The organism is Sporomusa aerivorans (assembly GCF_041428895.1).
Lineage (GTDB): Bacteria > Bacillota > Negativicutes > Sporomusales > Sporomusaceae > Sporomusa > Sporomusa aerivorans.
Window position 1 is genome coordinate 5660124 of record NZ_CP156926.1, and the last position, 23686, is coordinate 5683809.

Annotated in this window: 23 protein-coding genes and 1 pseudogene; 4 read left to right on the plus strand and 20 right to left on the minus strand. The window is 45.5% G+C overall.

Annotated elements, in window-relative coordinates:
- Positions 1–63 precede the first annotated feature (63 nt).
- The 9 genes and pseudogenes from citF to gudD form a co-directional block, all read right to left on the minus strand.
- Complete coding sequence (gene citF, locus SATMO3_RS26935; RefSeq protein ID WP_371381805.1) at positions 64–1605, minus strand: citrate lyase subunit alpha; 1542 nt, start codon at positions 1603–1605, stop codon at positions 64–66.
- Positions 1606–1607: 2 nt separating this feature from the next.
- Entirely contained in the window at positions 1608–2477 is an 870-nt protein-coding gene (locus SATMO3_RS26940; RefSeq protein ID WP_371373583.1) for a CoA ester lyase, read from the minus strand.
- Positions 2468–2764: a citrate lyase acyl carrier protein gene (gene citD / locus SATMO3_RS26945; RefSeq protein WP_371373586.1), complete on the minus strand. Its 297-nt coding sequence runs from the start codon at positions 2762–2764 to the stop codon at positions 2468–2470. Before citD ends, SATMO3_RS26940 begins: the two co-directional genes overlap by 10 nt.
- A gap of 21 nt (positions 2765–2785) precedes the next feature.
- Entirely contained in the window at positions 2786–4102 is a 1317-nt protein-coding gene (locus SATMO3_RS26950; RefSeq protein ID WP_371373588.1) for a 2-hydroxycarboxylate transporter family protein, read from the minus strand.
- 175 nt (positions 4103–4277) lie between these two features.
- A complete protein-coding gene (locus SATMO3_RS26955) occupies positions 4278–4949 on the minus strand; it encodes a response regulator (protein WP_371373591.1) in 672 nt (223 codons plus the stop codon).
- A complete protein-coding gene (gene dcuS / locus SATMO3_RS26960; RefSeq protein ID WP_371373593.1) occupies positions 4946–6547 on the minus strand; it encodes a DcuS/MalK family sensor histidine kinase in 1602 nt (533 codons plus the stop codon). Before dcuS ends, SATMO3_RS26955 begins: the two co-directional genes overlap by 4 nt.
- A 90-nt stretch (positions 6548–6637) precedes the next feature.
- Positions 6638–7519, minus strand: a complete 882-nt coding sequence (locus SATMO3_RS26965) for a LysR family transcriptional regulator (protein WP_371373596.1) — start codon at positions 7517–7519, stop codon at positions 6638–6640.
- A 295-nt stretch (positions 7520–7814) separates the two neighbouring features.
- The gene (gene garR, locus SATMO3_RS26970) at positions 7815–8726 is read right to left on the minus strand and encodes a 2-hydroxy-3-oxopropionate reductase (RefSeq protein WP_371381806.1); all 912 of its coding nucleotides are present in this window, start codon (positions 8724–8726) and stop codon (positions 7815–7817) included.
- A gap of 211 nt (positions 8727–8937) precedes the next feature.
- Positions 8938–9219 (minus strand): annotated as a pseudogene (gene gudD, locus SATMO3_RS26975) (glucarate dehydratase); the annotation flags it as partial.
- A gap of 194 nt (positions 9220–9413) precedes the next feature.
- Between gudD and SATMO3_RS26980 the strand changes: the two are divergent.
- Both SATMO3_RS26980 and SATMO3_RS26985 read left to right on the plus strand, forming a co-directional pair.
- A complete protein-coding gene (locus SATMO3_RS26980; RefSeq protein ID WP_371373599.1) occupies positions 9414–10070 on the plus strand; it encodes a LysE family translocator in 657 nt (218 codons plus the stop codon).
- Positions 10071–10119: 49 nt separating this feature from the next.
- Positions 10120–10500, plus strand: coding sequence for a response regulator (locus tag SATMO3_RS26985; protein WP_371381807.1), 381 nt, complete (start codon positions 10120–10122; stop codon positions 10498–10500).
- Between the two features lie 62 nt (positions 10501–10562).
- Here SATMO3_RS26985 and ttdB read toward each other — a convergent pair whose 3' ends face one another.
- The 4 genes from ttdB to SATMO3_RS27005 form a co-directional block, all read right to left on the minus strand.
- Positions 10563–11171: a L(+)-tartrate dehydratase subunit beta gene (ttdB, locus tag SATMO3_RS26990; protein WP_371373601.1), complete on the minus strand. Its 609-nt coding sequence runs from the start codon at positions 11169–11171 to the stop codon at positions 10563–10565.
- Positions 11168–12067, minus strand: a complete 900-nt coding sequence (gene ttdA, locus SATMO3_RS26995; protein ID WP_371373603.1) for a L(+)-tartrate dehydratase subunit alpha — start codon at positions 12065–12067, stop codon at positions 11168–11170. The genes ttdB and ttdA overlap by 4 nt, the downstream gene beginning before the upstream one ends.
- Before the next feature lie 28 nt (positions 12068–12095).
- Positions 12096–13457: a citrate:proton symporter gene (locus SATMO3_RS27000; protein WP_371373605.1), complete on the minus strand. Its 1362-nt coding sequence runs from the start codon at positions 13455–13457 to the stop codon at positions 12096–12098.
- A 452-nt stretch (positions 13458–13909) separates the two neighbouring features.
- A complete protein-coding gene (locus SATMO3_RS27005) occupies positions 13910–15298 on the minus strand; it encodes a pyruvate carboxylase subunit B (RefSeq protein WP_371373609.1) in 1389 nt (462 codons plus the stop codon).
- A 121-nt stretch (positions 15299–15419) separates the two neighbouring features.
- Here SATMO3_RS27005 and SATMO3_RS27010 point away from each other — a divergent pair, with 121 nt between their 5' ends.
- Positions 15420–16310: a LysR family transcriptional regulator gene (locus SATMO3_RS27010; RefSeq protein ID WP_371373612.1), complete on the plus strand. Its 891-nt coding sequence runs from the start codon at positions 15420–15422 to the stop codon at positions 16308–16310.
- A gap of 105 nt (positions 16311–16415) precedes the next feature.
- Here the strand turns inward: SATMO3_RS27010 and SATMO3_RS27015 are convergent, their stop codons facing one another.
- From SATMO3_RS27015 to SATMO3_RS27035, 5 genes are all read right to left on the minus strand, one after another.
- Positions 16416–17699 (minus strand): TolC family protein, encoded by a 1284-nt coding sequence (locus tag SATMO3_RS27015; protein WP_371373615.1) that lies wholly within the window; start codon positions 17697–17699, stop codon positions 16416–16418.
- 87 nt (positions 17700–17786) lie between these two features.
- Complete coding sequence (locus SATMO3_RS27020) at positions 17787–17849, minus strand: universal stress protein (protein WP_371381808.1); 63 nt, start codon at positions 17847–17849, stop codon at positions 17787–17789.
- A gap of 8 nt (positions 17850–17857) precedes the next feature.
- A complete protein-coding gene (locus SATMO3_RS27025) occupies positions 17858–19045 on the minus strand; it encodes an ABC transporter permease (RefSeq protein WP_371373618.1) in 1188 nt (395 codons plus the stop codon).
- On the minus strand, positions 19026–20162 hold the full coding sequence (locus tag SATMO3_RS27030) for an HlyD family secretion protein (RefSeq protein ID WP_371373620.1): 1137 nt from the start codon (positions 20160–20162) through the stop codon (positions 19026–19028). The genes SATMO3_RS27025 and SATMO3_RS27030 overlap by 20 nt, the downstream gene beginning before the upstream one ends.
- An 82-nt stretch (positions 20163–20244) precedes the next feature.
- On the minus strand, positions 20245–20829 hold the full coding sequence (locus SATMO3_RS27035; protein ID WP_371373623.1) for a TetR/AcrR family transcriptional regulator: 585 nt from the start codon (positions 20827–20829) through the stop codon (positions 20245–20247).
- 382 nt (positions 20830–21211) lie between these two features.
- On the opposite strand from SATMO3_RS27035, the gene SATMO3_RS27040 reads away from it, so the two are divergent.
- The gene (locus SATMO3_RS27040) at positions 21212–21637 is read left to right on the plus strand and encodes a MarR family winged helix-turn-helix transcriptional regulator (RefSeq protein WP_371373626.1); all 426 of its coding nucleotides are present in this window, start codon (positions 21212–21214) and stop codon (positions 21635–21637) included.
- 76 nt (positions 21638–21713) lie between these two features.
- Here the strand turns inward: SATMO3_RS27040 and SATMO3_RS27045 are convergent, their stop codons facing one another.
- Both SATMO3_RS27045 and SATMO3_RS27050 read right to left on the minus strand, forming a co-directional pair.
- Positions 21714–22499 (minus strand): short-chain-enoyl-CoA hydratase, encoded by a 786-nt coding sequence (locus tag SATMO3_RS27045; RefSeq protein ID WP_371373629.1) that lies wholly within the window; start codon positions 22497–22499, stop codon positions 21714–21716.
- 35 nt (positions 22500–22534) lie between these two features.
- Positions 22535–23674, minus strand: a complete 1140-nt coding sequence (locus SATMO3_RS27050; RefSeq protein WP_371373632.1) for an acyl-CoA dehydrogenase — start codon at positions 23672–23674, stop codon at positions 22535–22537.
- Positions 23675–23686: the final 12 nt, after the last annotated feature.

Here is a 23686-nt window from a genome sequence, read left to right on the forward strand (position 1 = left end):
GCCCAAACCGGCTTCCTGCTCAAATACCGTCTGTGGCAGACATGACCCGTTTACTCTTCCATACTAGTCGGTCACTTGCCGTACAACATCGATAATGGTGCCATCGCGGTATTCGACTACTGCCACAATACGGTCACTGGTCTTGATGGCCTTGGGAACACCTGCGATTTTTTCCGCTTCACGTTTAAGCTCATGAATGTCTTTCACCGGCAATCCTACTGCCAGCATTTCTTTATATAGATCTGTTCGCAATGGATTTACGGCTACCCCTCGCTCAGTTACCAGCACATCTACGGTTTCGCCGGGTGTCGTAACAGTCAGCGCTTTATCCCGGACAGTCGGCAGGCGCCCCCTCAGTAAGTTGGCAACAATGAGCGTTAACTTGGCCCCGGCCGCTGCATCGCTGTGACCGCCCGAGCCACCCATGATTACTCCATTGGAGCCGGTAGTAACATTAACGTTAAAATCCGTATCAATTTCAGTTGCCCCAAGGAAAACGGTATCAAGTTTGTTTACGATACAGCCGGCGTTAAAAGGATTAGCATAAACGCCGGCGCTTACTTCAATGTGATTTGGATTGGCGCCGATAGAGCGGACTGCTTCTAAATCAAAACCTTGCACATCCGTAATTTTACGCAGTAAGCCGTGATTGAGCATATCAACCAGATAGCTTGTGATACCACCCATGGCAAAACTGGCCGTTACGCCTTGCTGTTCCATCATTTTTCCAATATAGTGCGCAGTTGCCAGTGAGGCGCCGCCTGCTCCCGTCTGAAAAGACAGACCTTCTTTAATTAATCCGGCCGCTTTGATAACCTTGGCTGCCGTTTGAGCAATTTTGAGCCCTACCGGATCTTTGGTCACTTTTGTGCTGCCGGAAACAATGCCCCGGGGATCACCAATGACATCTACCGCTACTACATAGTCCACTCTGGTTTGCGATATCGAGACCGGCGACAATGGATATTCACAAAGGTAGTCAGTCACCGCAACTACATGATCAGCATATTCGGCATCAGGTATGGCATAGCCAAGCGATCCGCAAGCCGCCGGCCCCATTATTCCATTAATGTTACCATAATCATCGGCGGCCGGTGCGGCTATAAAGGCGACATCGATCTTAAGCTGACCGCACTCAATAGCGCGGGCGCGCCCGCCGTGCGTTCTCATGATTACAGGCCGGCTGAGTACCCCGCGTGAAATAGCGTCAGCAACTGGCCCTGACATATAATTCGTGTCAAGTCCGGTGACAACTCCATTCTTAATGTGTTCTACCAATGGCGCATGCACCGGAAACACCGAGCTGATAGCAATATTCAGGTTCTTGACGCCAAGCTTAGCTGCTGTCGCAAGCACCATATTCAGTACTCCGTCGCCATTACGGAAATGGTGGTGAAAAGATAAAGTCATGCCGTCTTTTACCGGAATCCGGCGAAATACTTCCTCTAAGCCGCCTACTAACTTGCTGTCAGAGGGTGTGCGCGTCTTGACGGCAGGAGCCTGTCGAAACATGTTGGGAAGAGTTTGGAAGGCGCCGTTAAAAAGATTTACTTCTCCGTATCCTTCCACGTAGCCTGGTATTGTACGGCCAATTGCATTTTTCATCATTACCGCCTCCCTTCCAAGCCTAGTGCCTGAGCCAATTGTAAAAGTCTTTCGGCCCGGTCAACAATAGGCTTATCGATCATCTTCCCGTCTAAAGAGATTGCCCCGGCACCCTGTTCCTCTGCTTTTTTTATAATTGCGACAACCCGCTGGGCCCATTCAATCTCGGCAGCACTCGGGCTAAAACCTTCGTGAATGGCATCCACCTGCCGGGGGTTAATTACGAGTTTTCCCTTGAAACCCATTTTCTTTGCGAAAGCAATATCTGCTGCTAGCCCGTCCTCATCAAGTACATCGGTAAAAGGAGTGTCAATGGCTTGAATTCCGGCGGCAGCCGCTGCATTTACCAAAATGGTGCGTGCCGTGAAGATTTCCTGTCCGTCCTTGGTTCGCGAAGTACCAAGACCAGCCGTGTAGTCTTCCGCGCCAAGCGCCACGGCTACAACACGCGGATGGGCGGCAGCAATGGAATAACAATTTACAATCCCGAGCGGCGTTTCGATGAGAGCTATAATTTTTACCGGCTGCTGGTTGCTCTTTTCACTTGCTTCAAGCCAGCGTACGACCTGGTGAATATCCGCGGCACTGTTGACCTTGGGGACAAGCAGCGCGTCAGGACGGCAAGGAACTATGGCGGCAACATCCTCTTGGGCCGAAGTATCGATAGGGTTGATACGCACTACCTTCTCACAGCTGCCAAAGTCAGTCGTTTTTAAGGCGTGGCACACCAGCAAGCGGGCTGCATCTTTTTCGCGCGGCGCGACGGCATCCTCCAGATCGAGAATAACGGAATCCGCACCGAGTATACCGGCATTTTGCAACATACCCGGGTTGTTGCCGGGGATAAACAGCAGTGTCCTTCTCAGTTCCATAAACTCCCCTCCTTCAGCGCAACCCCGGCACGGGACAAGGCGGCTAGCGTCCGGGCTCTCACGGTGCAGTCCAGCGCCCCTCTGTCAACGGCCTTTATATATATATCATGGATACCTTGTTCTTTTACAGTGTCTTCGATCACTTTCTTAATCTGAGCCCCGTACTGGGCGAACACCAGACTCTGTAGCTCAATCACTATGCCGGTCCCTTTGTCGCGAGGCCCGACAGTGATAACGATGTCGTTAGATTCTAATGTCCCTGCCTGTGACTGTTTTAATTGATTCATACACCCTTCCTCCTTGCTTGATTAGCCTAACATCCTCATTACTATCGCCGCGATGACGACCATGCAGGCTCCGCCAATACGGGTGGAGATTTGGGCGAAAGGCATCAGTTCCATCCGGTTAGAAGCCGAAAGTATGGCAACATCGCCTGTTCCGCCTAAGCCACTATGGCAGGCGGTAACAATAGCGGATTCAATTGGATACATCTTAAGATACCTGGCAATACAAAAACCGGAAGTAATCATAGCTGCCACAGTAGCGAAACAAGTTGCAATATATGCCGGCGTAATAGCAGCTATCACGTCTTTCCACGGAGTATACAATACGCCTACACCTACCAGCAGCGGCCAGGTCAGGCTGCTGGTAATGAAGCGATACAGATGATAAGCGCCTTGCTCCATCTTGGCGGGCATAATGCCAAATGCTTTGATAAGAGCGGCCGAGAAAATCATAATGATGGGTGCAGGAATAGGAATAAACAAGTTGGCCAATTGTCCAAAGACAAAGAAGCTCATTGCCAGAACCAAACCGGCTCCCATTAAAGAGAAGTCTACTGGTTTTTCAGCTGACTGGGCAGCCCGGATGAGATCGTCATCTCCGGATTTGACAAGTACGCCGTTGCCGGAAAGTTCCGGCCGCCTTTCAGCCAACCGCCGCAAATAGCCGGCAGCCATAATTGCAAACACGTTTCCGAGCATAGCTGCAGGCACAAGCTGAGGTATAAATTTATCATTAGTAAGGCCGGTAATTTCTGCATAAGCCATGGACAGCGGCAATATTCCTTCCCCGACACCACCGGAGACAATGGGAATGACTACATAAAAAAACGAGCGGTAAGCACCGATACCTGTAAGTGTGCCAACAGCCACGCCAGCCGCGATGCATGCGGCCGTACCTACCAATAACGGTACGAACATCCGGAGAAAGCCTTGTACCAGGACTACTCGCTGCATACCCAAAATACTGCCGGTTACTAAGCAGGAAATATAGAAATAAAGGAAGTTGGAACCTTTCATAAAGGCAGTGATCGCCTTCATCGAAGCCGGATTAATAAGATTGTAAAATACCATGACGGACGGAATAAAAATAGATAGAATTGCCGGACCACCGATCTCCTTTAATATTGGTACTCGCAAGCCGATGTCCCCCAGCAGCATCCCCATGACCATCATTACGGCTATGCCGCCGATCATGTCGGCCGGGAGTTTCCCATACACCGATGCCGCAAAGATAATGGCAGCTAAAATAAGATAGATGGGTAGCGGCAGCGGGCCGATTTTAAAAGCCATAAAGGGATGTTCCCTGGTAGTGGAAGCAGCGTTTTGGGCTTCTGTTTTCATGAAAATTCTCCTTTTTGATTTATTTCGGCCCCCATCTGCGGGCTTTGAAAATTTCGCAGATTAAGGCTTTTCTGAATTCATAATAACTGATGGCCCAAAACCTTTATACTTTATTAAAGTTTTTAAAAGTTATTGCAAATAAAAACTGCAAGCAACAGCCCGCAGTTAGTGAATCCTATTCTGATTGACAGGGCACGTACCTGTTAACAGGCCTGCCGACAGGGCCATAGACTAACTCAATAGTTAATCTGCCGCTGTCGACCAGGTAATCAAGGTATTTTCTGAGCGTTACCCGCGAAATGCCGGCTTGCTTGGCCAGTTCTTCGATTGTGAAAGCAGCGCCTGACTTATCAATCATCGTTTTGATCATTTGCAGCGTATTCTTATCTAAGCCTTTTGGCAAGCTGCCGCGCGTGGGACGTTCCAGAAACTGGGCATCAATATCACGCTGGCATACCAGCTCACGACTATGAATAGCGTCTACCCGGGCTTTATATTTTTGTAAAGCCATAGCCAGTCTTTCAAATTCGAACGGCTTGATTAAATAATCCACTGCCCCAAGGCGTAATGCTTGTTTTACACTATCAGCATCCCGAGCAGCTGTCACCATAATGACATCCACGCCATGCCCAACTTCCCTTATTTTAGCGAGCAGTTCCAGGCCGTTCATACCTGGCATGAAGATATCAACTAAAACTAAATCAATTTTGTCAGTACTCAAGCATTCAAGCGCTTGCCGGTAACTGCCGGCAACCCCTTTAACCTGGAAACCCTCGATCTTCGCCAGGTACCGGCGGTTAAGTTCGGCAACCATTGGATCGTCTTCTACAATAAGTACCTGAATCATACTGATTTGCCTCCTTGCTTAGCGGGAATGACTACAACCGCTTCCGTTCCCTGCGCGGATGTGCTAAACTCGATCCGGCCATTTAGCCTTTTTACGCTGCTGTCTACCAAATACAGGCCAAATCCGCGATTGTCAGCTTTTGTAGAAAAACCTTTTTTGAAGATATGTTCCTTTACATCCGGTCCCAACCCGGGGCCACTGTCCCGTACCTGAATGGTAATCATGTCATTATCAGTGTTAATGGCCAGAGATACCTTCTTCTCCGAGGCAGACTGAACAGCCTCCAGCGAATTATCAATCAGGTTGCCTAGAATAGTCACTAGTTCATGATTAATAACTATCTCGGGCTCAGACGGCATGAGCGTGGCTTCGTCGACTGTCATAGAGACACCCATTTCCCGTGATTTACTGAGTTTACTCAGCACAAGACCAGCTACAGCGGGGTTCTTGATCCGCTTACTTATAAAAGAAACTTCCGCTTCCTGATCGTCAGCAAGACGCTTAATGTAATCTGTAAGCTGATCATAACATTCCAGCCGGACCAACCCCAGAATAACGTGGAGCTTATTCATAAATTCATGGGCCTGTGACCGTAAGGCTTCTACATAACTTCTAACGCCAGTTAGCTCCTCTGCTAACTGGTTTATTTCTGTTTTATCCCAAAACGTGGCTATAGCGCCAACAATTTTACCGTTAACCAATATCGGCACTCTGTTGGTAATAATGTGTATACCATTTAAGTCTTGCTCCTGATGGAGTTCAGATATACCCGTCTTCAGAATACGGGTTAAACCACTATTAGGTACAAAGGTATCAATTTCTTTGCCAATTGGATTACCGGTAGTCCCGCCTGCAGACAGCATACTAATTGCAGCCTCATTAGCCAATGTTATTCGCCCTGACAAATCGACCGCCAAAATACCTTCCTTTACCGAATGGAGCATGGCATTTTGTTCTTCCAGTAATTTAGCTATCCCTGCCGGCTCAAGCCCAAGCAGTGTTTGTTTTATGCTCCTGGCCAATAAAATAGCCCCGGTTATACCAATTGTCATGCCTAGAAGCATAGTAATAAAAATCCGCTTACGGTTCTCAGCCACCGCACGCTCAATGTCGTCTACACGGATACCGACTACTACGCCTCCCACCTGTTGGCCATTATATTTTATCGGCGTAAAGGCTCTAAGCGATGGCCCGACTGTGCCGGTGGCAAAGGAAAGGTACTCCTCGCCTTTAAGCACCGGCTCCTCATCGCCACCGATAACATGGGTCCCTAACAACGTTTCGTCAGGGTGCGATTTACGAATTCCATTCATATCAAAAACGACCACAATAGCAGATTCGGTTAGACTCCGTACAGAGTTAGCGTAGTCTTGAATATCACTTTCCTTGCGAACGCCGGCTAATCCTTCGGCAACAACATCCGAATGGGCAATGGTGCGCGCTATATACAATACGGTTCGCCCCATTTGTTCAGTTATATCTTCAGCGACACTCTTGGAAATGAGCCAATTCGTAGCTAACAGCGCTACCAATACGACACTGCAAACCAGTAAAACAATCTTCCCCTGCAAATTCAGTGTATAGCGTATAGTAATCACCTCATTTTTTCTGTTTCATTCTCTCCGATCTTGATTTCTCCTGCTAAACAAAGCTGCCACCGACATCTTAGTTTAGATAATTGAAACAAATTAATTTTGGGCCATACCTCGCAATAAATCCAGGAAGTGCTTGCTGCTGGCCGACAACTTACGGTTTCGCAGCCAGACAATGACTGTTTGTGCTGACACCGAGGGTTCAATAATTTTTTTGTATAACAAGGATGCATCGGCAATCAGCCCCTCGGTGGACTTAGGAACCAAGGCCATGCCGATACCTAATTTTGTCCAGAGGATATTAAGCACAATTCCATCGCTTATGCAAACTATTTTCGGGACAAATCCCGCTTTTGCGCACCATTCCACAAACATCGCCTTCCACCGCAGCGGAACAATGAGCGGCTGGTTGGCAAGCTCAATTAGGCGGACAGTTTCAGGATTTTCCCCGCAATAGCATTTATCTCTTTTCATAGCGACAACTAAAGGCTCCTCAGGGAGAGTGATGGATTCATAAACATCCGAGTCAAAAGGAGCCCGTATGATACCAACCTCGATTACTCCGCTGTCCAAAAGCTCTAAAATCCGAAAACCATCCCCCTCCCATATTTGGAAGGTGACATTCGGATATGACTCATGAAACTGGCTAATCAAACCGGGCAGCAGTGCAGCCCCGGATGTCGTCACCGAGCCAATCGATATTGTCCCGCCCAGGCCTGAATTAAGTTCAGTCATCTCCTTCATGGTACCGTCGACTAAACCTAAAATCTGTTCTGCCCGCTCACGTAATAACTGCCCGGCCTCGGTTAATCTTATTCTACGGCTGCCACGTTCAAATAATTGGACTCCAAGGGTATCCTCCAGTTGCTTCATCTGTCGGCTTAGGGCCGGCTGCGCAATATTTAGCCGCCTGGAGGCACTGCTTATATTTCCTTCCTCCACAATTGTATAGAAATATCTCATTTCCCGGATATCCATGCAGACACCTCTTTATATACTTTTTCGTTATGCAAAGCGTATATATTTAATAATTTCATTATAGTTCAGGCTGTGCAATAATTGCAACAAATCCATCATCGCCAGGATGTTTCTTCTGCTGCCCAATGTCTACAAGAAAAAATCAGCCGCTACATCGACTGAGCCCGCTATAGTCACTTTTTTCATTCCCCTCCGGCAGCCGGCATTCTCGCATTAGAAACAGCCAAAGACACTTAAAAGACCGTGCTGAAATGTAAGCGTTTCAGCACGGTCTTTTATTATTTAGTAACACAATTTAGCGTTTTACTTCGGTTTTGGCAAGTTTCTCATAATATCTCACCAAGCTGCTATGATCATCCTGATCCAGGCCGTCAACTTTAAGCGACTGCATCATTTCCATAACTGCGGAGGTCAAAGGCAACGGCACCCCGACTTCATGAGAGGTTTCCAATACGTTACTTAAATCTTTAATATGCAGATTAATCCTAAAGCCGGGTTTAAAATTACGGTCCATCATCATCGGAGCTTTCGCATCCAATACGGTGCTGCCTGCCAGACCGCCTCTGATGGCCTGATAAACGAGTTCAGGCTCAACCCCTGCTTTACTGGCCAGAACCAAAGCTTCGGAAACGGCCGCAATGTTAAGGGCCACAATAATCTGGTTGGCCAATTTAGTGATGTTGCCTGCACCGATATCACCGGTACGCACCACAGAACCGGCCATCGCCTTTAATACAGGATAGCATTTATCAAAAACTTCCTGTTTACCGCCAACCATAACCGAAATAGTACCGTCAATGGCTTTCGGTTCGCCGCCGCTCACCGGTGCATCCAACATCTCTACGCCTATTTCCGCCAGTTTTTCCGCCAGTTCCCGGCTGACCAAAGGAGCAATAGAACTCATATCAGCCACAATCGCGCCTTTTTTAGCGCCTTCAATAATACCATGTTCGCCCAAAACGACTTCTTTTACATGGGGGGAATTCGGCAGCATGGTAATGATTATATCTGTTTGTTGCGCAACTTCTTTAGGAGTCGCGGCGGCTTTAGCGCCTGCGGCTACAACTTCATCCACTGCTTTTTGGTTTTTGTCCAAAACCACCAATTCATAGCCAGCCATGAGCAAATTCTTGCTCATGGGCTTCCCCATGATTCCCAGTCCAATAAAGCCAATTTTCATTTTCGGATTCTCCTTACTTTGATATATATAGTATCCAAAAAAGATTTACAGGCAGGATGTCAGTACAAGCGGAGGTTAAGTGCCAGCCGAAGCGTTACTGTCACCCTGTTTGGAACAAAATCATTTTTGGATTTCCTATAGTGTTAAAAACACTTATTGCGCCGCCAGAACAGGCGTCAAAAACCCTTTAAGAACGGCACAGCAAGGCCGGTTGTTAGCGAACTTCCAGCCAGGGGACAGTCACTGCTTTTATTTCTTCTTCACCCGCCAGCACACCTCCTTTGAGCTTAAAATCTTTAAACCCATATCGTTCATAGGCTGTTTCGGCAAGACGCACGATCACGTCAGGCGTTAAGGCTTGACGCAGCCAGTCATCTTTAGCCTCCGGAGCGCTTAAATAAGGAAGACCGGTTTTATTGCGGTCGACGATATAGAACAGATAACCGAGCATTTCAACCCCGGTCCGCTGCTGCCCGGTACCAAGCAGGGCTGCCACCGGCGCTTCCGGATAATACCCTAATGCGGCAGATAGCGAGTATCCCCGGAGCAGCGATGGTCCCGGATATCCATACAGTCATCTCTGGTATACCTTTTCAATATACAAAGTATACAAATTTGATAATTTTATTATAGTTTGGACTGTGCTATAATTGCAACAAATCTATAAAAGGCCGGACATGCAACAACAAAGCTATGTAAAAGGGAGGGGCCTGCGTGATTTTGCCAATCGGCAGCAATGAGCTGTATTCCTTTATCATTGTTATGATGTTAATGATAGTAACTCCCGGTGTTAATCAGGTGCTGGTGCTCCAATCAGGCTTGAACTTCGGCCATAAAGCAGCTATCTATAATGTGGCGGGGATTGCCAGTTCCATGTTTGTTCATACTTCTTTATCCGGTTTAGGAATTGCTCTTATTATCATGAATTCACCCAGTCTCCTTAGCTTATTTAAGGTGCTTGGGAGCGGCTACCTGGCATATTTGGCAATTGCAAGTATAATCGGCGCTTACCGGTTACGCAATGTAACGGCTGACAACCTTACTGCAACCGCCGCAAACAGTGAACCTGCGTCGGAAATGGGCAGTAAATCCTTTACCAAGGGATTTACAACAAACGTGTTAAACATCCAGACGTCGTTCATCTTTTTATCCATTTACCCGCAATACATGAATCTCGATCATAGTTTATTCATGCAATCCCTATTCTTAACGCTGGTCTTTGTGAGCTTATTATTAGCATGGTACGCCATAATAATAGCTTTGATTTTCAAAGTACGCCATTATTTGCTCGACTTTAAGATACAAAGCAGAATTAAGGTTTTTACAGGTTTTCTCCTGCTGGTAATGGCAATTAGAATGCTCCTGAAATAAAATACGTTAAGTCCACTTCCGACAGGGAATAAGGTGAATTCAATTGGAAATGCGCTTTATGATCATTGACGATGACCGTGGTTTTTGCAAATGTATAAGTAACATAATAAACAAATATCATTTAGGAGTAATAGCAGCCAGTTGCAGTGACGGATTGGAGGCTGAGTCCCTTATTCATAAATGCCGGCCAGATATTGTAATAATTGATTTGCTATTACCGGGACAAAGCGGCATTGAATTAACGAAAAAGCTTGCTGTTTCCAATAGTCAAATTTCCTGTATAATGATATCCGCTTGCAGTAATACATCCATCATTGAGCAAGCTTACCTTAGCGGCGTTGATTTTTACCTGCAAAAGCCTGTTAATGTGTTGGAATTTACCACCGCAGTAAGTACCGTGATAAAAAGTAAAGCAAGTACTGGATGCTAATCACTGAACGGAGAATAGGATAAATTCAAGGGAGGCTCCACTTGAGGCCTCCCTTAATGGTTTTACTTAATATATTTTACCTGTTTGCAGATTTCTTCAACAATCGGTCCTTTTTTCTCATTAAATACTGCTTTGTTTTTCTCAAAAAGGTTATTTCCTTTGGCATCGATTGAAATTATGAGCGGGCCGAAATTCTTAACCCGGGATACCCACAGGGACTCAGGCATACCCAAGTCTTCCCATTCTACTCTTTCGATTTCCTCAACTTCATTTGCTGCCAAAACAGCACACCCGCCGGGAAATACCGCATGGAGCGCTTTATGGGTCTTGCAGCCTTCAACTGTCTCCGGGCCCATACCGCCTTTGCCGATAATCAGTTTAACACCGGTTTGCGCTATAAACTCTTTTTCAAACTTCTCCATCCGCATACTAGTGGTAGGTCCGATAGAGATCATCTGCCATTTGCCATCTTCATCTTTGGCAACAATAGGACCTGCGTGGAATATCGCCAGGCCGTTCAGGTCCACAGGCAGCTCCCTGCCCAGTTCAATTAAGCGGCGATGGGCTACGTCGCGGCAAGTTATCAGATATCCGTCAAGGTAAACCACATCGCCGGCTGTTATGTTTTCCAGATCTTCATTTTTAATCGGAGTTGTCAAAACTTTTTTCACAGCGTTACCCCCTTATGAGAAATAATTTCGTAAGACATATCTTCATTTATCCGGATGGTGCCTCGCCTGTGAGCCCAGCAACCGATTGAAATGGCGACGCTGATAGTGGACGGGTGTCTGGCTGCAGACTCGATATGAACGCCCATGACTGAGTTCTTGCCGGATAACCCTTGCGGTCCAATGCCGATATCATTGAGACCCTTTTCAATTAAGAGTTCCATTTCGGCGCCTCTCTCATCATGATGGCGCGAACCAATCGGACGGAACAATGCTTTTTTGGATAGTGTGGCTGCGACTTCAATTGATCCGGCTATACCGATCCCTACCAACAGCGGCGGGCAGGCGTTAATCCCGTAGGAAGTCATTACATCAAAAATAAATTTGACAACACCTTCATATCCCTCCCCCGGCATAAGCGTTTTACCCTGCCCGGGAAGGCTACAGCCGCCGCCAGCCATATAAACTTCAACTTCAACAGCTTTCGAATTGGGGATAATATCCCAGTTAATAATGGGAACACGCTCGCCTGTGTTGTTGCCGGTATTTTTCTCCTTAAAAATTTCTACAGCATTATGGCGAAGCGGGGCGGCTTTGGTTGCCTCAAGCACAGCATTTCGTAAAATTTCCGGTATTTCAGCGAGTAAAGGGAATTCTGAGCCTGCTTTAACATAATACTGTATTACGCCGGTATCCTGACAGCTGGGACGATCCAGTTTATCGGAGATTTCCTGGTTTTCAAACATGGAGTCATATACTACCTTTGCCAGATAGGTATCTTCTTGTTCCCTGAGTTCACGCAGTTTGCTCATAACATCATCCGGTAACCGCTTTCCCATATAGCCGGTAAATTTGGCCATTATGTCTGTCATTGATTGAATCATTTGCTCTTTGTTCATGGTATTACCTCCCGTTTAGCTAAATTGATTAAAAAGGCATAGCGCCTGTTACTGTATGCATGAATAAATAGATAAGAAGTACCGGCCAAGTCCAGATGAAGAATAACTTCTGATAATCAACAAAGTTCATTTCTGTTCGCTCACATAGTAGATACAGCGCCGGAATAACAGGGCTTGCCAGGCGAAAGGCCTGTCCCACCATGGAAGCTACTGCTGTTTGCTCAGTTGAAATTCCTAACTGGCCGGCTACCGGTGCAATAATTGCAGCGATACCAAAATAGAAAGCATCTTGCGGCAGGAAACAAATAGCCGGGGCGGCAATGACCGCGTAAATAGGCGCCATATGCAAGCCTATTGACTGCGGGATAATATTGATAATGCTTTGGGCAATTGCCGTTGACATGCCGCTGCTTCCCAATATACCGGTAAATGCCCCGGCCGCAAATGTAGCCAGCGATGGGATCAAAACATCGGAAGCACAGTTTCTGACTAATTCCATCTGTTCCTCGAGCCCATAGTTAACCGCGAGAGCAATTGCCGCCCCCACCATGAACAGGACGCCGCCGTGCGCTACACCGGCGATCAGCATTCCAACCAGGATTACTGTCAAAGCAAGATTGAACAAGAAGTACTGCGGCCGTTTAAAATCCGGTTCAAAATTTTTTACAGAGGCGACCATTTCCTCGATGTGTTCCGGTGTAACAAGGTTTGCATCGGCAGGATCGTATTTAAGTCTGGCTCTTTCTCTTTTACCGATTAAATAAGCAGCAATGATGACATATATTTCAGCCACCAGCATACCCGGGAGAATTTTCGCAAATAGAGGCCCCATCTCAACGCCTAGTGCGGTGGCATTGGCAACCAGGGGACCGCCCCACGGCAACTGATTGAAAATACCGATCGGCATGGTAATCAATATCGCCAGATAAGATAATTTCATCTCCATCCGTTTCCATAGAGGTAACAACGCAGATGTGCACACGACAATTGTGGTGGTAGTATCACCGTCAAGAGTAACCATGCTGGCAACCATAACGGTTGCCAATGCTATTTTGAGCGGATCGCCCTTGGCCTTTTTAATAAAATAGATACATAACGGATCGAATAACCCGGCTTTCAGCATGACACCAAAGTACAAGATGGCAAACAGAATTAAGACCAGTCCGGACATAACGCCCATTTTTACGGCTTTGGTTTGCGGGTTAACGCTGTAGAAAAGACCGTTTTTGATCCATTCCAATATTAAAAATAAGTCTTTGTCCAAAACTAAACAGGCTGCAACACCAAATACAACCGGAACGAGAATAAGAGCTGTAAACACCGTTAGCTTGCGTTTCGTCAATAGCACTAGAAAAGCAATGATCATTGCATAGGCTAATACTGTAATCATGACATACCTCCTCGTAATACAAAGTTTTCCACATGTCGAATTGGTACATATTCCGTTACAAGACCAATACCATTTACGCTTCACCCATTAGTTTTAGATAAATGCTCCCCCCAATACCCTAGCTAATAAAATGAAAAAATCACTTATATTAGTTAGAATTTTCAGTTTATTTTTCGCGTAAACAACATACTTTCCCTATTTTTGCTACGATAAGTTGATCTCCCCCAGCTTGAGCCGTATCGTGTTATACCGCGAAAGTAGCGGCATGAACAACTTTGAAGCGGATTATTGTTATTGGAGATCATCTACGTATAGTGTACTGCCAATATGCATTAAAGAAAAATATATATTCACAATGATATAATTGATTAATTCAATTCTGAAATTTTCGATGAATTATGGGGCGGATAAAAAAAAGCCACGTCGAGCGTGACCTTTTAAGCGGATGTATACTAACAAAATGCCACCATATCTTCGACAGATACTCGAGGCGTAGCTCTGGCGGCAAAATAGTTGAGCGCCACTTCTGGAAATAATGCATACGATAAGACATCCTCAATAGCTGCTCCCGGGAACCCTTTTTCCGCTAGTTCCAACCGCAGTTTGTCCAGCTGTGGCTGAATATCGTTGGCCGGGCGGTGGGAAATAGGCTGTTCATCGCCAATAATAATCTTCTGAATTTCAGGGTCGATGGGCGCCGGTGCGGAGCCATATTTGCCAAGTACCATATCACGTATTTCCTTGGGCACTATTTTGTAGCGTCCCACCATTACATTAAATGCAGACATAGAACCCACCATCTGGCTAGTTGGCGTTACCAAGGGGGGATAGCCTAATTCGGCCCGTACACGAGGCATTTCTTCCAGCAACTCAGGATATTTATCCGCAGCCCCTTGCTCTTGCAGCTGATTTAGCAGGTTAGATAACATGCCGCCTGGAATTTGGAAAGATAGCACTTTTGTGTCAATATCAATCGCCGTATTTAAGGCAAAGGCTTCAGCCAGCTCCTTTTTCACGCCGCGAAAATAATCAGCAATCGGATATAGCTGCTCTTTGTTAATACCGGTAGTTCGTTCTGCCCCATCCAGAGCAGCGACTATTGCCTCAGTTGCAGGCTGCGCCGTCCCCATAGCAAACGGAGACAAAGCGCAGTCGAGAATATCTACCCCGGCTTCGCACGCTTTCAGATAAGTCATGGAAGCCATACCACTCGTGTAATGGGTATGCAAATTTATGGGAACGCTAAGTTCTGTCTTAAAGGTTTTGATAAGATTATAAGCGTTGTAAGGTGCAAGCAGTCCGGACATATCCTTGATGCAAATTGAATCGACTCCTAATTCCACCAGATTCTTAGCAACTTTTAGGAAACTGTCATCTGTGTGGTAAGGACTAATCGTATAAACGACCGCCCCTTGAACATGGGCGCCGGCCTTCTTAGCCGCCTGCATGGCAACTTCTAAATTACGTACATCGTTTAATGCATCAAAAATTCGTATAATATCTACACCATTGTCAACAGAGCGGTTAACAAATTCAGTGACTACATCATCTGCATAATGTTGGTATCCAAGAATATTCTGGCCTCTTAACAGCATTTGGATTGGAGTTTTTTTAAGATGTGACTTTAGGGTCCTTAGTCTCTCCCAGGGATTTTCATTTAAAAAGCGCAAACAACTGTCAAAGGTTGCTCCGCCCCAGGCCTCCAGCGCATGATAGCCGACATTATCCAGTTGTTCCAACACTGGAATCATATCTGCGATACGCATACGAGTGGCAGTTAAAGACTGATGTCCGTCGCGCAGTACTGTTTCAACAATTTTTAGGTTGTTAATGCTAGTCATATTTACCGCCTTTCTGTTAATTAAATCTCTATTGATTAATAGTTTAGAGTGTATTTTCATTAATGAAAAATATATAATCATAATGATAGAATTAATCCAGTCAATTATTCCGGAGGTTCTTATGGAATTGCGGCAATTAGAATATTTCCAGATGGTAGCTAAGACAAATAATATTACCAGAGCGGCTGAACAATTGCATGTTTCCCAGTCGACAGTTACTTTAGCGATTCAGAAACTAGAAGACGAATTGGGTATTTTACTCTTCGACCGCAGCCAGAAACAACTTTCATTAACCGCCGAAGGGCGTGTTTTTGTTCAAAAAGTATCTGACGCATTAAACCTGTTACAGGATGGCGTTGCAGAAATAAATAGTTACCTCCAACTAAAAAAAGGCACACTCAAAGTTGGTGTGCCGCCAATGATCGGTTCATATCTCTTTCCCGAAATACTGGCTAGTTTTAATAAACTCTACCCGGCTTTACAGCTTTCTACAGTTGAGGAAAGTTCTTTCGATATACGTCAATTATTGGAGAGGGGCGAACTTGACCTGGGAATTGTAAATCTCTATCAGCCCTCGCCGCTCCTTGAAACCTTAGTAATATCCAAAGAAGAAATTGTTGCCTGCCTGCCATTATCGCATTCGTTTGCGAACTATCCGGCTATTTCTCTCATGGATATAAAAGATGAGCCGTTTATTTTATTCAAGGAGGGCGCGTATAATCGCCGCATTATCCTCGATGAATGTAAGAAGCACGGATTTGAGCCAAATATTCTTGTAGCATCAGACCAGATTGAAACTATGAAAGGCTTAGTGGAAAAAGGGGTTGGAGTATGTTTTCTAATTGCTGCTATTGCAAATAAAGGAATAAATTATGTATCCATCCCCCTTGCCGATCCCTTATACCTTGATTTTGGACTAGCCTGGAAAAAAGACAAGTATTTATCCAGGGCCGCACAAGCTTTTATTAATTTTATTACTGAATTAAAGCTTTCTACGCCAAAAGAGAAATGAACCCAGCTTCTTGCGGACACGCTTGCAGAGGGTGGCAGGCACACTGTAGGTTACGAACCATTTGGTCCAAATACGGCTCATAAAATCCAGTTAATAGCGGCAGCATTAGATTTTTCCCATAGCTTTATCAAGGGCAGCCTTACTAACATTATAATCATAAAGGGATTGTATGTAAGAGTTTTTAGCCGCAGTAAGGGCTACCTGAGCATCTACTACATCTAAATTAGTGCCAAGGTTGACACTATATCGCGCTTGCGCAAGCGCGAAGTCTTCCGTGGCTTTTTCGACTGCCACTTTGTTAGTTGCAGTATTACTTTCAGCCTTTGTCAAGTTTAGATAGGCCTCTTGGACACTCAACTCAACGGCAGCCTCCATGTCACGTTCATTATATTGAGATTGGGCAAGCACCCCTTTAGAGGCTTTGATGCCGGCCCGTGTTACATTTCCGTCAAAAAGGTTTAAGCGTGCCGTTACCCCAACCATCCACTGTGTTGTGCCAAATTCATCGAGTTTAGTGTCATATGTGCTGTACAATGCATCCATTGATACATTCAACTTTTTATCAGCGGCAGCGACTTTGACTCCGGCTTCCGCTTGTTCAACCGCTTTTTGCGAAGCAATAAAATCGGGCCGGTGCTGTAAGGCATAGGATATGCAATCTCCTAGATTATAATTATGCTGCTCATAGCCAAGAAAATCTTTAATCGTAACCGTTTGTTGAATGGGTAGTCCAACTATTTTGTTAAATATGGACATAGCGAGTTGAGTATTGTTTTTAGCTGTCACCAGCCCCTGCGTGGCATTGGCCAACTCTACTTCCGAGCGAAGTATATCTGCTTTGGTAACGTTGCCAACATCATACTGAGCTTTTACATTCTTAAGATGCTCTGCAAGCTGACTTACCGACTCTTCCTTCACTTGCTGGAAATTTTGGCAGGCTAAAATATTGTAGTAACTTTGCGTTACCTCGTATTTTATTTCCTGTTTGGTATTTTGAAGCTGTAACTCACTCATTCTGCTGCTAAGTTCAGCCTGCTTGATGGTATTCTCGATCCGCCCGCCGCTGTAAAGCGGCAGCGAGGCGGAAACAGAATTGATAAAGTAGTTCGAGGGCGACTGATCAATGTAAAAAACCCGCCAGTATTCGCCACCTATCTTAGAAGTTGTATGCGCCAAATCAATTGAAATATTTTTTTCCCCTTTGCTTTTTTCCAAGTTCCATTTGGCTACTTCCACCCCGCTGGCAGAAGCCTTTATCTGGTTGTTATTCTTAAGGGCTAAATTAGTACTTTCCTCTAATGTCAAAGATACAGCATCAGCTGCAAAGACTGGGGCTGACACCATGAGAACTGCTAACACTAAACCAACGAACATTTCCTTTTTAGCCATTCTGCCCCGGCTCCTTCTCACTACCAATATTTCTGTACTGGTTCAATCATACTCTCAATGGAAACCTTTATGGAAAAAGCTCATTTTCTATTGAACTAATACCGGGCAGGGTGCATGCTTTAGAACATAGCTGCTTACGCCGCCAAGCAATAGCAGCTTTATCGGCCCGCGTCCGGCACTGACTCTTTTGCATTGGCGCTTTTTTTCGCCAATACTGATTTTTGTTCCTGATAAAACCGTATACATACAAGCAAGGCAAGTACGCCCGTATATATCATAAACCCGCCAAACTCCTGGGCAGTATCCATAAACGCTGCTCCCCGCAATATGATGTCCCTTGTAAAGCGGAATTCCCACACCAACGGGAACACATTAAATACAACTTGGACCCAGGAGGGTAATATATCGATTGGACTTGTCATGCCGCCCAGAATAAAACCACCTGGCAAAAATAAAATCATTCTGCTGGCCGCAATTCCCGGATTGGCGGCGCCCCAGCCAAAAAGCATGCTCATCAGGCCGGCAGATGCAGCCAGCAGCATTATGGATAATAGCAATACAAAAAAATTACCCATAAAGCTCAAATCGCCTATAATCCGTAAAATTGCCAAGCCAGCCACCAGAGACACTGTTAGACAAATGGCATACGGAATAAGCCGTAGCATTAGTTCAAAAGGACTTGTTTCCAGAAGCTGTTCATTCCATTTACCTTCCAGGCGCAAACGGGAGATTATGCCAATCGTGGCAAAAACAAAATACATGGAACTAAAGAAAAATAAAAAACCCAATGTGGTTGAATTGCTGGCAGAACCCGTTGGATTAAACAGCAAACGTTCTTTAAGGGAAATATTGTTCATAACTGCTGATGTTTGTTCACTGTTAAAGCCAAGTGCCTGGATCTGTGCTGACCCGATTTTCTGATTATGCATCGCTACGATAGCATTGAGTCCGCTTCGAATGCTGGCGCTTTGCGCCGCATTGGTATTATCATAAAATACCCCGATATTATTGACAGCGTTGCTGTAGCCATTCTTTTCAAAACCGTCTGGAAGGTATATAACGGCAATGTTACGGTCTTGATGCAAAAGTTGTTTAGGATCGACGGGGACATTCAGAACCTCCTTGATCCGGATGTAGGGAGATGCATTCATTTCTTCAATGAATTCCCGGCTGAATTTCGAATTATCCAGATCTATTACCGCAACTTTACCGTCTTTAATATAATTATTGGAAAAAACGGCCGTAAACGCGATTGTGACAACTAAAGCAACCATTATGGAAACTTTATGGTAGGGCATTCCTCTGCCGGAAAACAAATAAGCTATCTCATCTTTTAAGGAATGCATCTTGGTTCACCCCAATTGTCATGCCAGGCAGCAAGTTTTCCTGCGGCTCCACATAAATCCGGACCTGGAATGCGGCAAGGTCGGCCTGGCCTTTTTCCCGGCTCATTTTTAAATCAGCAAAACCCGGTGCGGCTGTAATAAAGCGGATGATCCCTTTAACAGACTGGTGACCGGCTATGGAACTGCCGTTAATTTCATCACCGCGTTTAAGACGTGACGCTTGTTGCTCGTCAAGATAAATATCATAATAGTAACGCTTGCTTTCCAGCAGAATAACCGGCGCATTCAGCGAAACCATTTCCCCCTGTTTAGCAATGATTTTAAGTATCTTGCCATCTTCTGAGGCCCGTAATGTCAAACGTTCCTTTTTAACATACAATTCTTTAAGCTGGACGGATAAATTTTGTTTTTGTTGTTGAAGACTTTGCACACCAAATTTGTTATTTTCCAAATCCTGACGCTGATGATCAATGTCAGGCAGATAAATATTACTGGCATTACCGCTTGTCAACACCTGTTCTCTTGCGACTTCGCCGGAGCCTGCCAGCATTTTTTCAAGCAGGCGCTGCTGCTGCCCAACATTGGCACTGGCAACATCCAAAGCCATCTGGGCACTGTCCAGTTCAGACTGCGAAACGGCCCCCGAAGCCGTTAATGTCTTTTTGCGATTATAGGTCAGCAGTTGGTTATCATATGTAGCCTTGGCGGCATCCAGCGCCATTTTTTGCTGTTCGATTTGCCGGTATGTCTGTATTTCACTGGTTGAAGCTTTGGCCAAACCGATCTCAATGCTGCCGCTTAATTGACTGATTTGAGCTTCCATTTGATTAATTTGTGTTTGCAGGCGCTCTATGGCAAGATCAATATCGGTGCTGTCAAGCGCCATGAGAATATCGCCCTTTTTTACTTCCTGGGATTCTTTCACTGCTTCGTTCACTAACCTGCCACCGATATTTTCAAAAGCAATTTTAACCTGCTCGGCCGTCAAAATACCTTCTTTCTTTTCGAGTGCCAAGGTCACAACATCACGTCCTGTAAACACCAATAGCATCCCGCCAATCAAAAGCAATCCTAAAAATACAATTCCCACGCGCAATGATTTCTGTCTCAAATTCATGAACTATTCTCATCCCTTTCAAACTAGCCATCTTACTCCAGCACATGTTAGTTATACTAACTAACATGTGCTCTAAAAAAAATTACATTTTTATCCCCTTGGCAAACAAATGAATTGCTGTTTCAATATATTGTTTATCGGCCATACTTACCATATTATGCCCACAGGCCTTAAAAAAGAAATAACCAAAATTAATTGCCATAAAAGCCAATGCCAAAGACTCGATATCACTTTCCACTATTTTTTTCTTTTCCAGCATCGCACTGAAATAATTTTGCAAAAAGGCCTTAAATTGCGGTGGCCCTTGCTGTATAAACTCGCTAATTTCCGGAATGGTCTTCTCTTCCCGCAAGGTGATTAAAAATGCGGCGCGATTGTCTGCCATAATTTTTTGGTAGGTTTCACTAATTAACAGCAAGTCAGTTTCTAACTCCCAGCAAATTTTGCCTTCAAATACTTCTTTCAAAGAAGGTATATAAGCCATTCTTCTTATAACGGCTTCTAATACTTGTTTTTTGGAAGAAAAATGGCGAAATACTGTCATCTCACTGACGTTGGCCTGGCAAGCGATATTCTTCATAGAGACTGGATGAAAGCCTTTTTCCTGAAATAATTCACTGGCAGCCAATAAAATTCTATCTTGAGTTAGCATATTGTCATCATTCATTGTATTCCCTCTTGTTAGTTATTATAACTAACATTATACTGTTAGTCGCTAGAATATTCAACTCCCTTTTTAGCTCTTCTTTTCGCTGTGTTCAAGTTCTTGCCGTCGTATCGCATCACAAGCAGAAGCTGAACTATAGAATTCTAATATGAAATTGCAGGAAGTATAATTACTCCCTAACAGTTATACCAAAGACGGGTCGGCCTAACACCGTTTAGGTCTGCCCCATCTTGTTTATCCTTCTGACATATTTGGTTTTCAAATATTTGAACATACAGTTGAGTTGACAAATTATCAGAAACGTATAAAATTATTTTGTATGCACACTATTTTATTTTAAATTGATGCGTCAGGTAAAATATAGAATAATGAGGTGAAGCGTGTGCTCGAAATTTTCGACAGCATCTGTGTGCTTTTAGCCAAAGCAGAACAGAAACACTTCTTATACACAAAAAAGTTACTGGAGCAGGCGGCCCTGGAGATCTCTCCCGGCCAGTTGGTTGTACTGTATGCACTTTACAAAAAGGACAATATTCCAATATCCGAACTAAGCAAAAACACTTACTTGGATAATTCAACCCTAACCGGTCTTATTGACCGTCTGGAGCGCGCCGGACTTGTCTGCCGGGTCCCTTCCCCTCATGATCGCCGCTCCTATCAGATTATTCTGACCGAAAAGGGGATACAGGTGAAACCGGCTATGCTACAGGTCATGCAATCTGTTGAAAACCAAATGCTTCACGACTCCAGCGCCGAGGACATGCAATTGTTGCGGACCTATTTACAGCGAATTTTTAATAATCTTTAAGTATCTTCCTTGTAACGATTTCAAGTAAATGAAAGCGCAGACAATGTCTGCGCTTTCATAATTTATCACATTACGGCTACTTTTCACAAAAATTAGGTTTGCGCTTTTCGACAAAGGCCCTCATTCCCACTTTCTGATCCTCGGTTGCAAAACAAAGACCAAAAACTTCGGCTTCATAGGCCATACCGGATTCCAAATCGATGTCGAGTCCTTCATTCACAGCCGCTTTGCAAACTTTCACGGCCAGCGGAGCCCTGGTTATAATTTTCCCGGCCATCGCTTTGGCTGCATTCATTAACTCTTCAGCGCCAACAACCTGATTGACTAAACCGATACGATAGGCTTCCGCCGCATCGATCATATCACCGCAAAACAGGAGCTCTTTTGCCCGCCCTTTCCCTACCAGACGCGGCAGCCGCTGAGTACCGCCGAATCCGGGGGGAATTCCTAAGCTAACTTCCGGCTGACCAAATTTAGCTTGTTCCGAGGCGATGCGAATATCACAGGCCATTGCCAGTTCGCAGCCGCCGCCTAACGCATACCCATTAACGGCGGCAATAACCGGTTGCGGCAGGTTTTCAATTTTATTGAATACGGCCTGGGCTACCTTTCCCCAATTACGGCCTTCCATTGCGGACATATTTTGCATCTCCGTAATATCCGCACCGGCTACAAAAGATTTTTCACCACTTCCGGTTAAAATCACCACTTTTACCGAGCTGTCGGTTGCCAGCTTGGTAAACAAGTCATCAAGCTCGTGAATGGTGGCACCGTTTAAGGCATTCAGGGCCTTCGGCCGGTTAATACTGACAACCCCTATGCCCTGCTCAACTTCAAATAACAAATTCGCATATTCGCTCATAAAAGAATCCTCCTGTTCCCCGCCTGTATAGGCTATTACCTTAAAATTGAACCGGCAATGACCATTTGCTGAACTTGATTGGTGCCTTCATAAATTTGCGTGATCTTAGCATCCCGCATAAAGCGTTCGACCGGATATTCCCGGCTGAAACCGTAGCCGCCAAATACCTGAACGGCATCGGTGGTAACCGACATCGCCGTATCTGAGGCGAACATCTTAGCCATTGCCGCTTCTTTCGCATAGGACAGGTGATTGGATTTGTTATAAGCAGCCTGGTAAGTCAGCAGCCTGGCGGCTTCCACTTTGGTTGCCATATTGGCAAGCATGAAGGAAATTCCCTGATTGCTGGCGATTGGTTTGCCAAACTGGACCCGCTCCTTGGAGTACCGGATTGCGTGCTCAAGGGCCCCCTGCGCCAGCCCGACAGCCTGGGACGCAACCCCAATACGCCCGCCGTCCAAGGTCGTCATGGCAATTTTGAAGCCGTCTCCTTCCTTGCCAAGCAGGTTGGCTGCCGGTACCCGGCAATTTTCCAGGATTACTTCCCGTTGTACCGAAGAACGAATCCCCATTTTAACTTCCTTTTTGCCGAAGCGAAGACCCGGTGTTCCTTTCTCGACAATGAATGCGCTCATACTCTTCGGGCCGGCGGCTTTATCGGTGGCGGCGATAATCACCTCAATTTCAGCCTCGCCACCGTTGGTATTGAATACTTTTGTGCCATTGAGAATATAGCTGTCGCCGTCTTTTACGGCTACAGTCGATCCCGCAGCGGCGTCAGTACCGGCGTTAGGCTCTGTCAAACCAAAGGCGCCGAGCTTAGTACCCTCAGCAAGCGGGCGCAGGAATTTTTGTTTCTGTTCTTCGTTGCCGTATTTAAAAATCGGCCAGGCGCAGAGAGATACGTGAACGGAAAGACCAATTCCCGTAGATCCGCAAACACGCGAAATCTCTTCAACGGCAATCGCGTAACTCAAAAAGTCGCTGCCTGCGCCGCCATAGTTTTCCGGATAGGGCAGGCCCATAATTCCCAATTCGCCCATTTTGTCAAAAATATCGCGTGGAAACAACTCTTTTTCATCCCGTTCAGCCGCAGTCGGCGCTATGGCCTTCTCGGCAAATTCACGAACCATTTTACGAATGTCTGCCTGTTCCTGTGTTAGTTGAAATTGCATAAATTCTCTTCC

Excerpts from the sequence above, each read along its gene's own strand:
- SATMO3_RS27050 (WP_371373632.1), bottom strand. The coding sequence starts at position 23,674 with ATGCAATTTCAACTAACACAGGAACAGGCAGACATTCGTAAAATGGTT.
- SATMO3_RS26940 (WP_371373583.1), bottom strand. The coding sequence starts at position 2,477 with ATGGAACTGAGAAGGACACTGCTGTTTATCCCCGGCAACAACCCGGGT.
- SATMO3_RS27015 (WP_371373615.1), bottom strand. The coding sequence starts at position 17,699 with ATGGCTAAAAAGGAAATGTTCGTTGGTTTAGTGTTAGCAGTTCTCATG.
- ttdA (WP_371373603.1), bottom strand. The coding sequence starts at position 12,067 with ATGAACAAAGAGCAAATGATTCAATCAATGACAGACATAATGGCCAAA.
- SATMO3_RS27005 (WP_371373609.1), bottom strand. The coding sequence starts at position 15,298 with ATGACTAGCATTAACAACCTAAAAATTGTTGAAACAGTACTGCGCGAC.
- SATMO3_RS27045 (WP_371373629.1), bottom strand. The coding sequence starts at position 22,499 with ATGAGCGAATATGCGAATTTGTTATTTGAAGTTGAGCAGGGCATAGGG.
- SATMO3_RS27030 (WP_371373620.1), bottom strand. The coding sequence starts at position 20,162 with ATGAATTTGAGACAGAAATCATTGCGCGTGGGAATTGTATTTTTAGGA.
- SATMO3_RS26985 (WP_371381807.1), top strand. The coding sequence starts at position 10,120 with ATGCGCTTTATGATCATTGACGATGACCGTGGTTTTTGCAAATGTATA.
- citD (WP_371373586.1), bottom strand. The coding sequence starts at position 2,764 with ATGAATCAATTAAAACAGTCACAGGCAGGGACATTAGAATCTAACGAC.
- SATMO3_RS27025 (WP_371373618.1), bottom strand. The coding sequence starts at position 19,045 with ATGCATTCCTTAAAAGATGAGATAGCTTATTTGTTTTCCGGCAGAGGA.
- SATMO3_RS26955 (WP_371373591.1), bottom strand. The coding sequence starts at position 4,949 with ATGATTCAGGTACTTATTGTAGAAGACGATCCAATGGTTGCCGAACTT.
- SATMO3_RS27035 (WP_371373623.1), bottom strand. The coding sequence starts at position 20,829 with ATGAATGATGACAATATGCTAACTCAAGATAGAATTTTATTGGCTGCC.
- SATMO3_RS27010 (WP_371373612.1), top strand. The coding sequence starts at position 15,420 with ATGGAATTGCGGCAATTAGAATATTTCCAGATGGTAGCTAAGACAAAT.
- SATMO3_RS26965 (WP_371373596.1), bottom strand. The coding sequence starts at position 7,519 with ATGGATATCCGGGAAATGAGATATTTCTATACAATTGTGGAGGAAGGA.
- citF (WP_371381805.1), bottom strand. The coding sequence starts at position 1,605 with ATGAAAAATGCAATTGGCCGTACAATACCAGGCTACGTGGAAGGATAC.
- SATMO3_RS27000 (WP_371373605.1), bottom strand. The coding sequence starts at position 13,457 with ATGATTACAGTATTAGCCTATGCAATGATCATTGCTTTTCTAGTGCTA.
- SATMO3_RS26950 (WP_371373588.1), bottom strand. The coding sequence starts at position 4,102 with ATGAAAACAGAAGCCCAAAACGCTGCTTCCACTACCAGGGAACATCCC.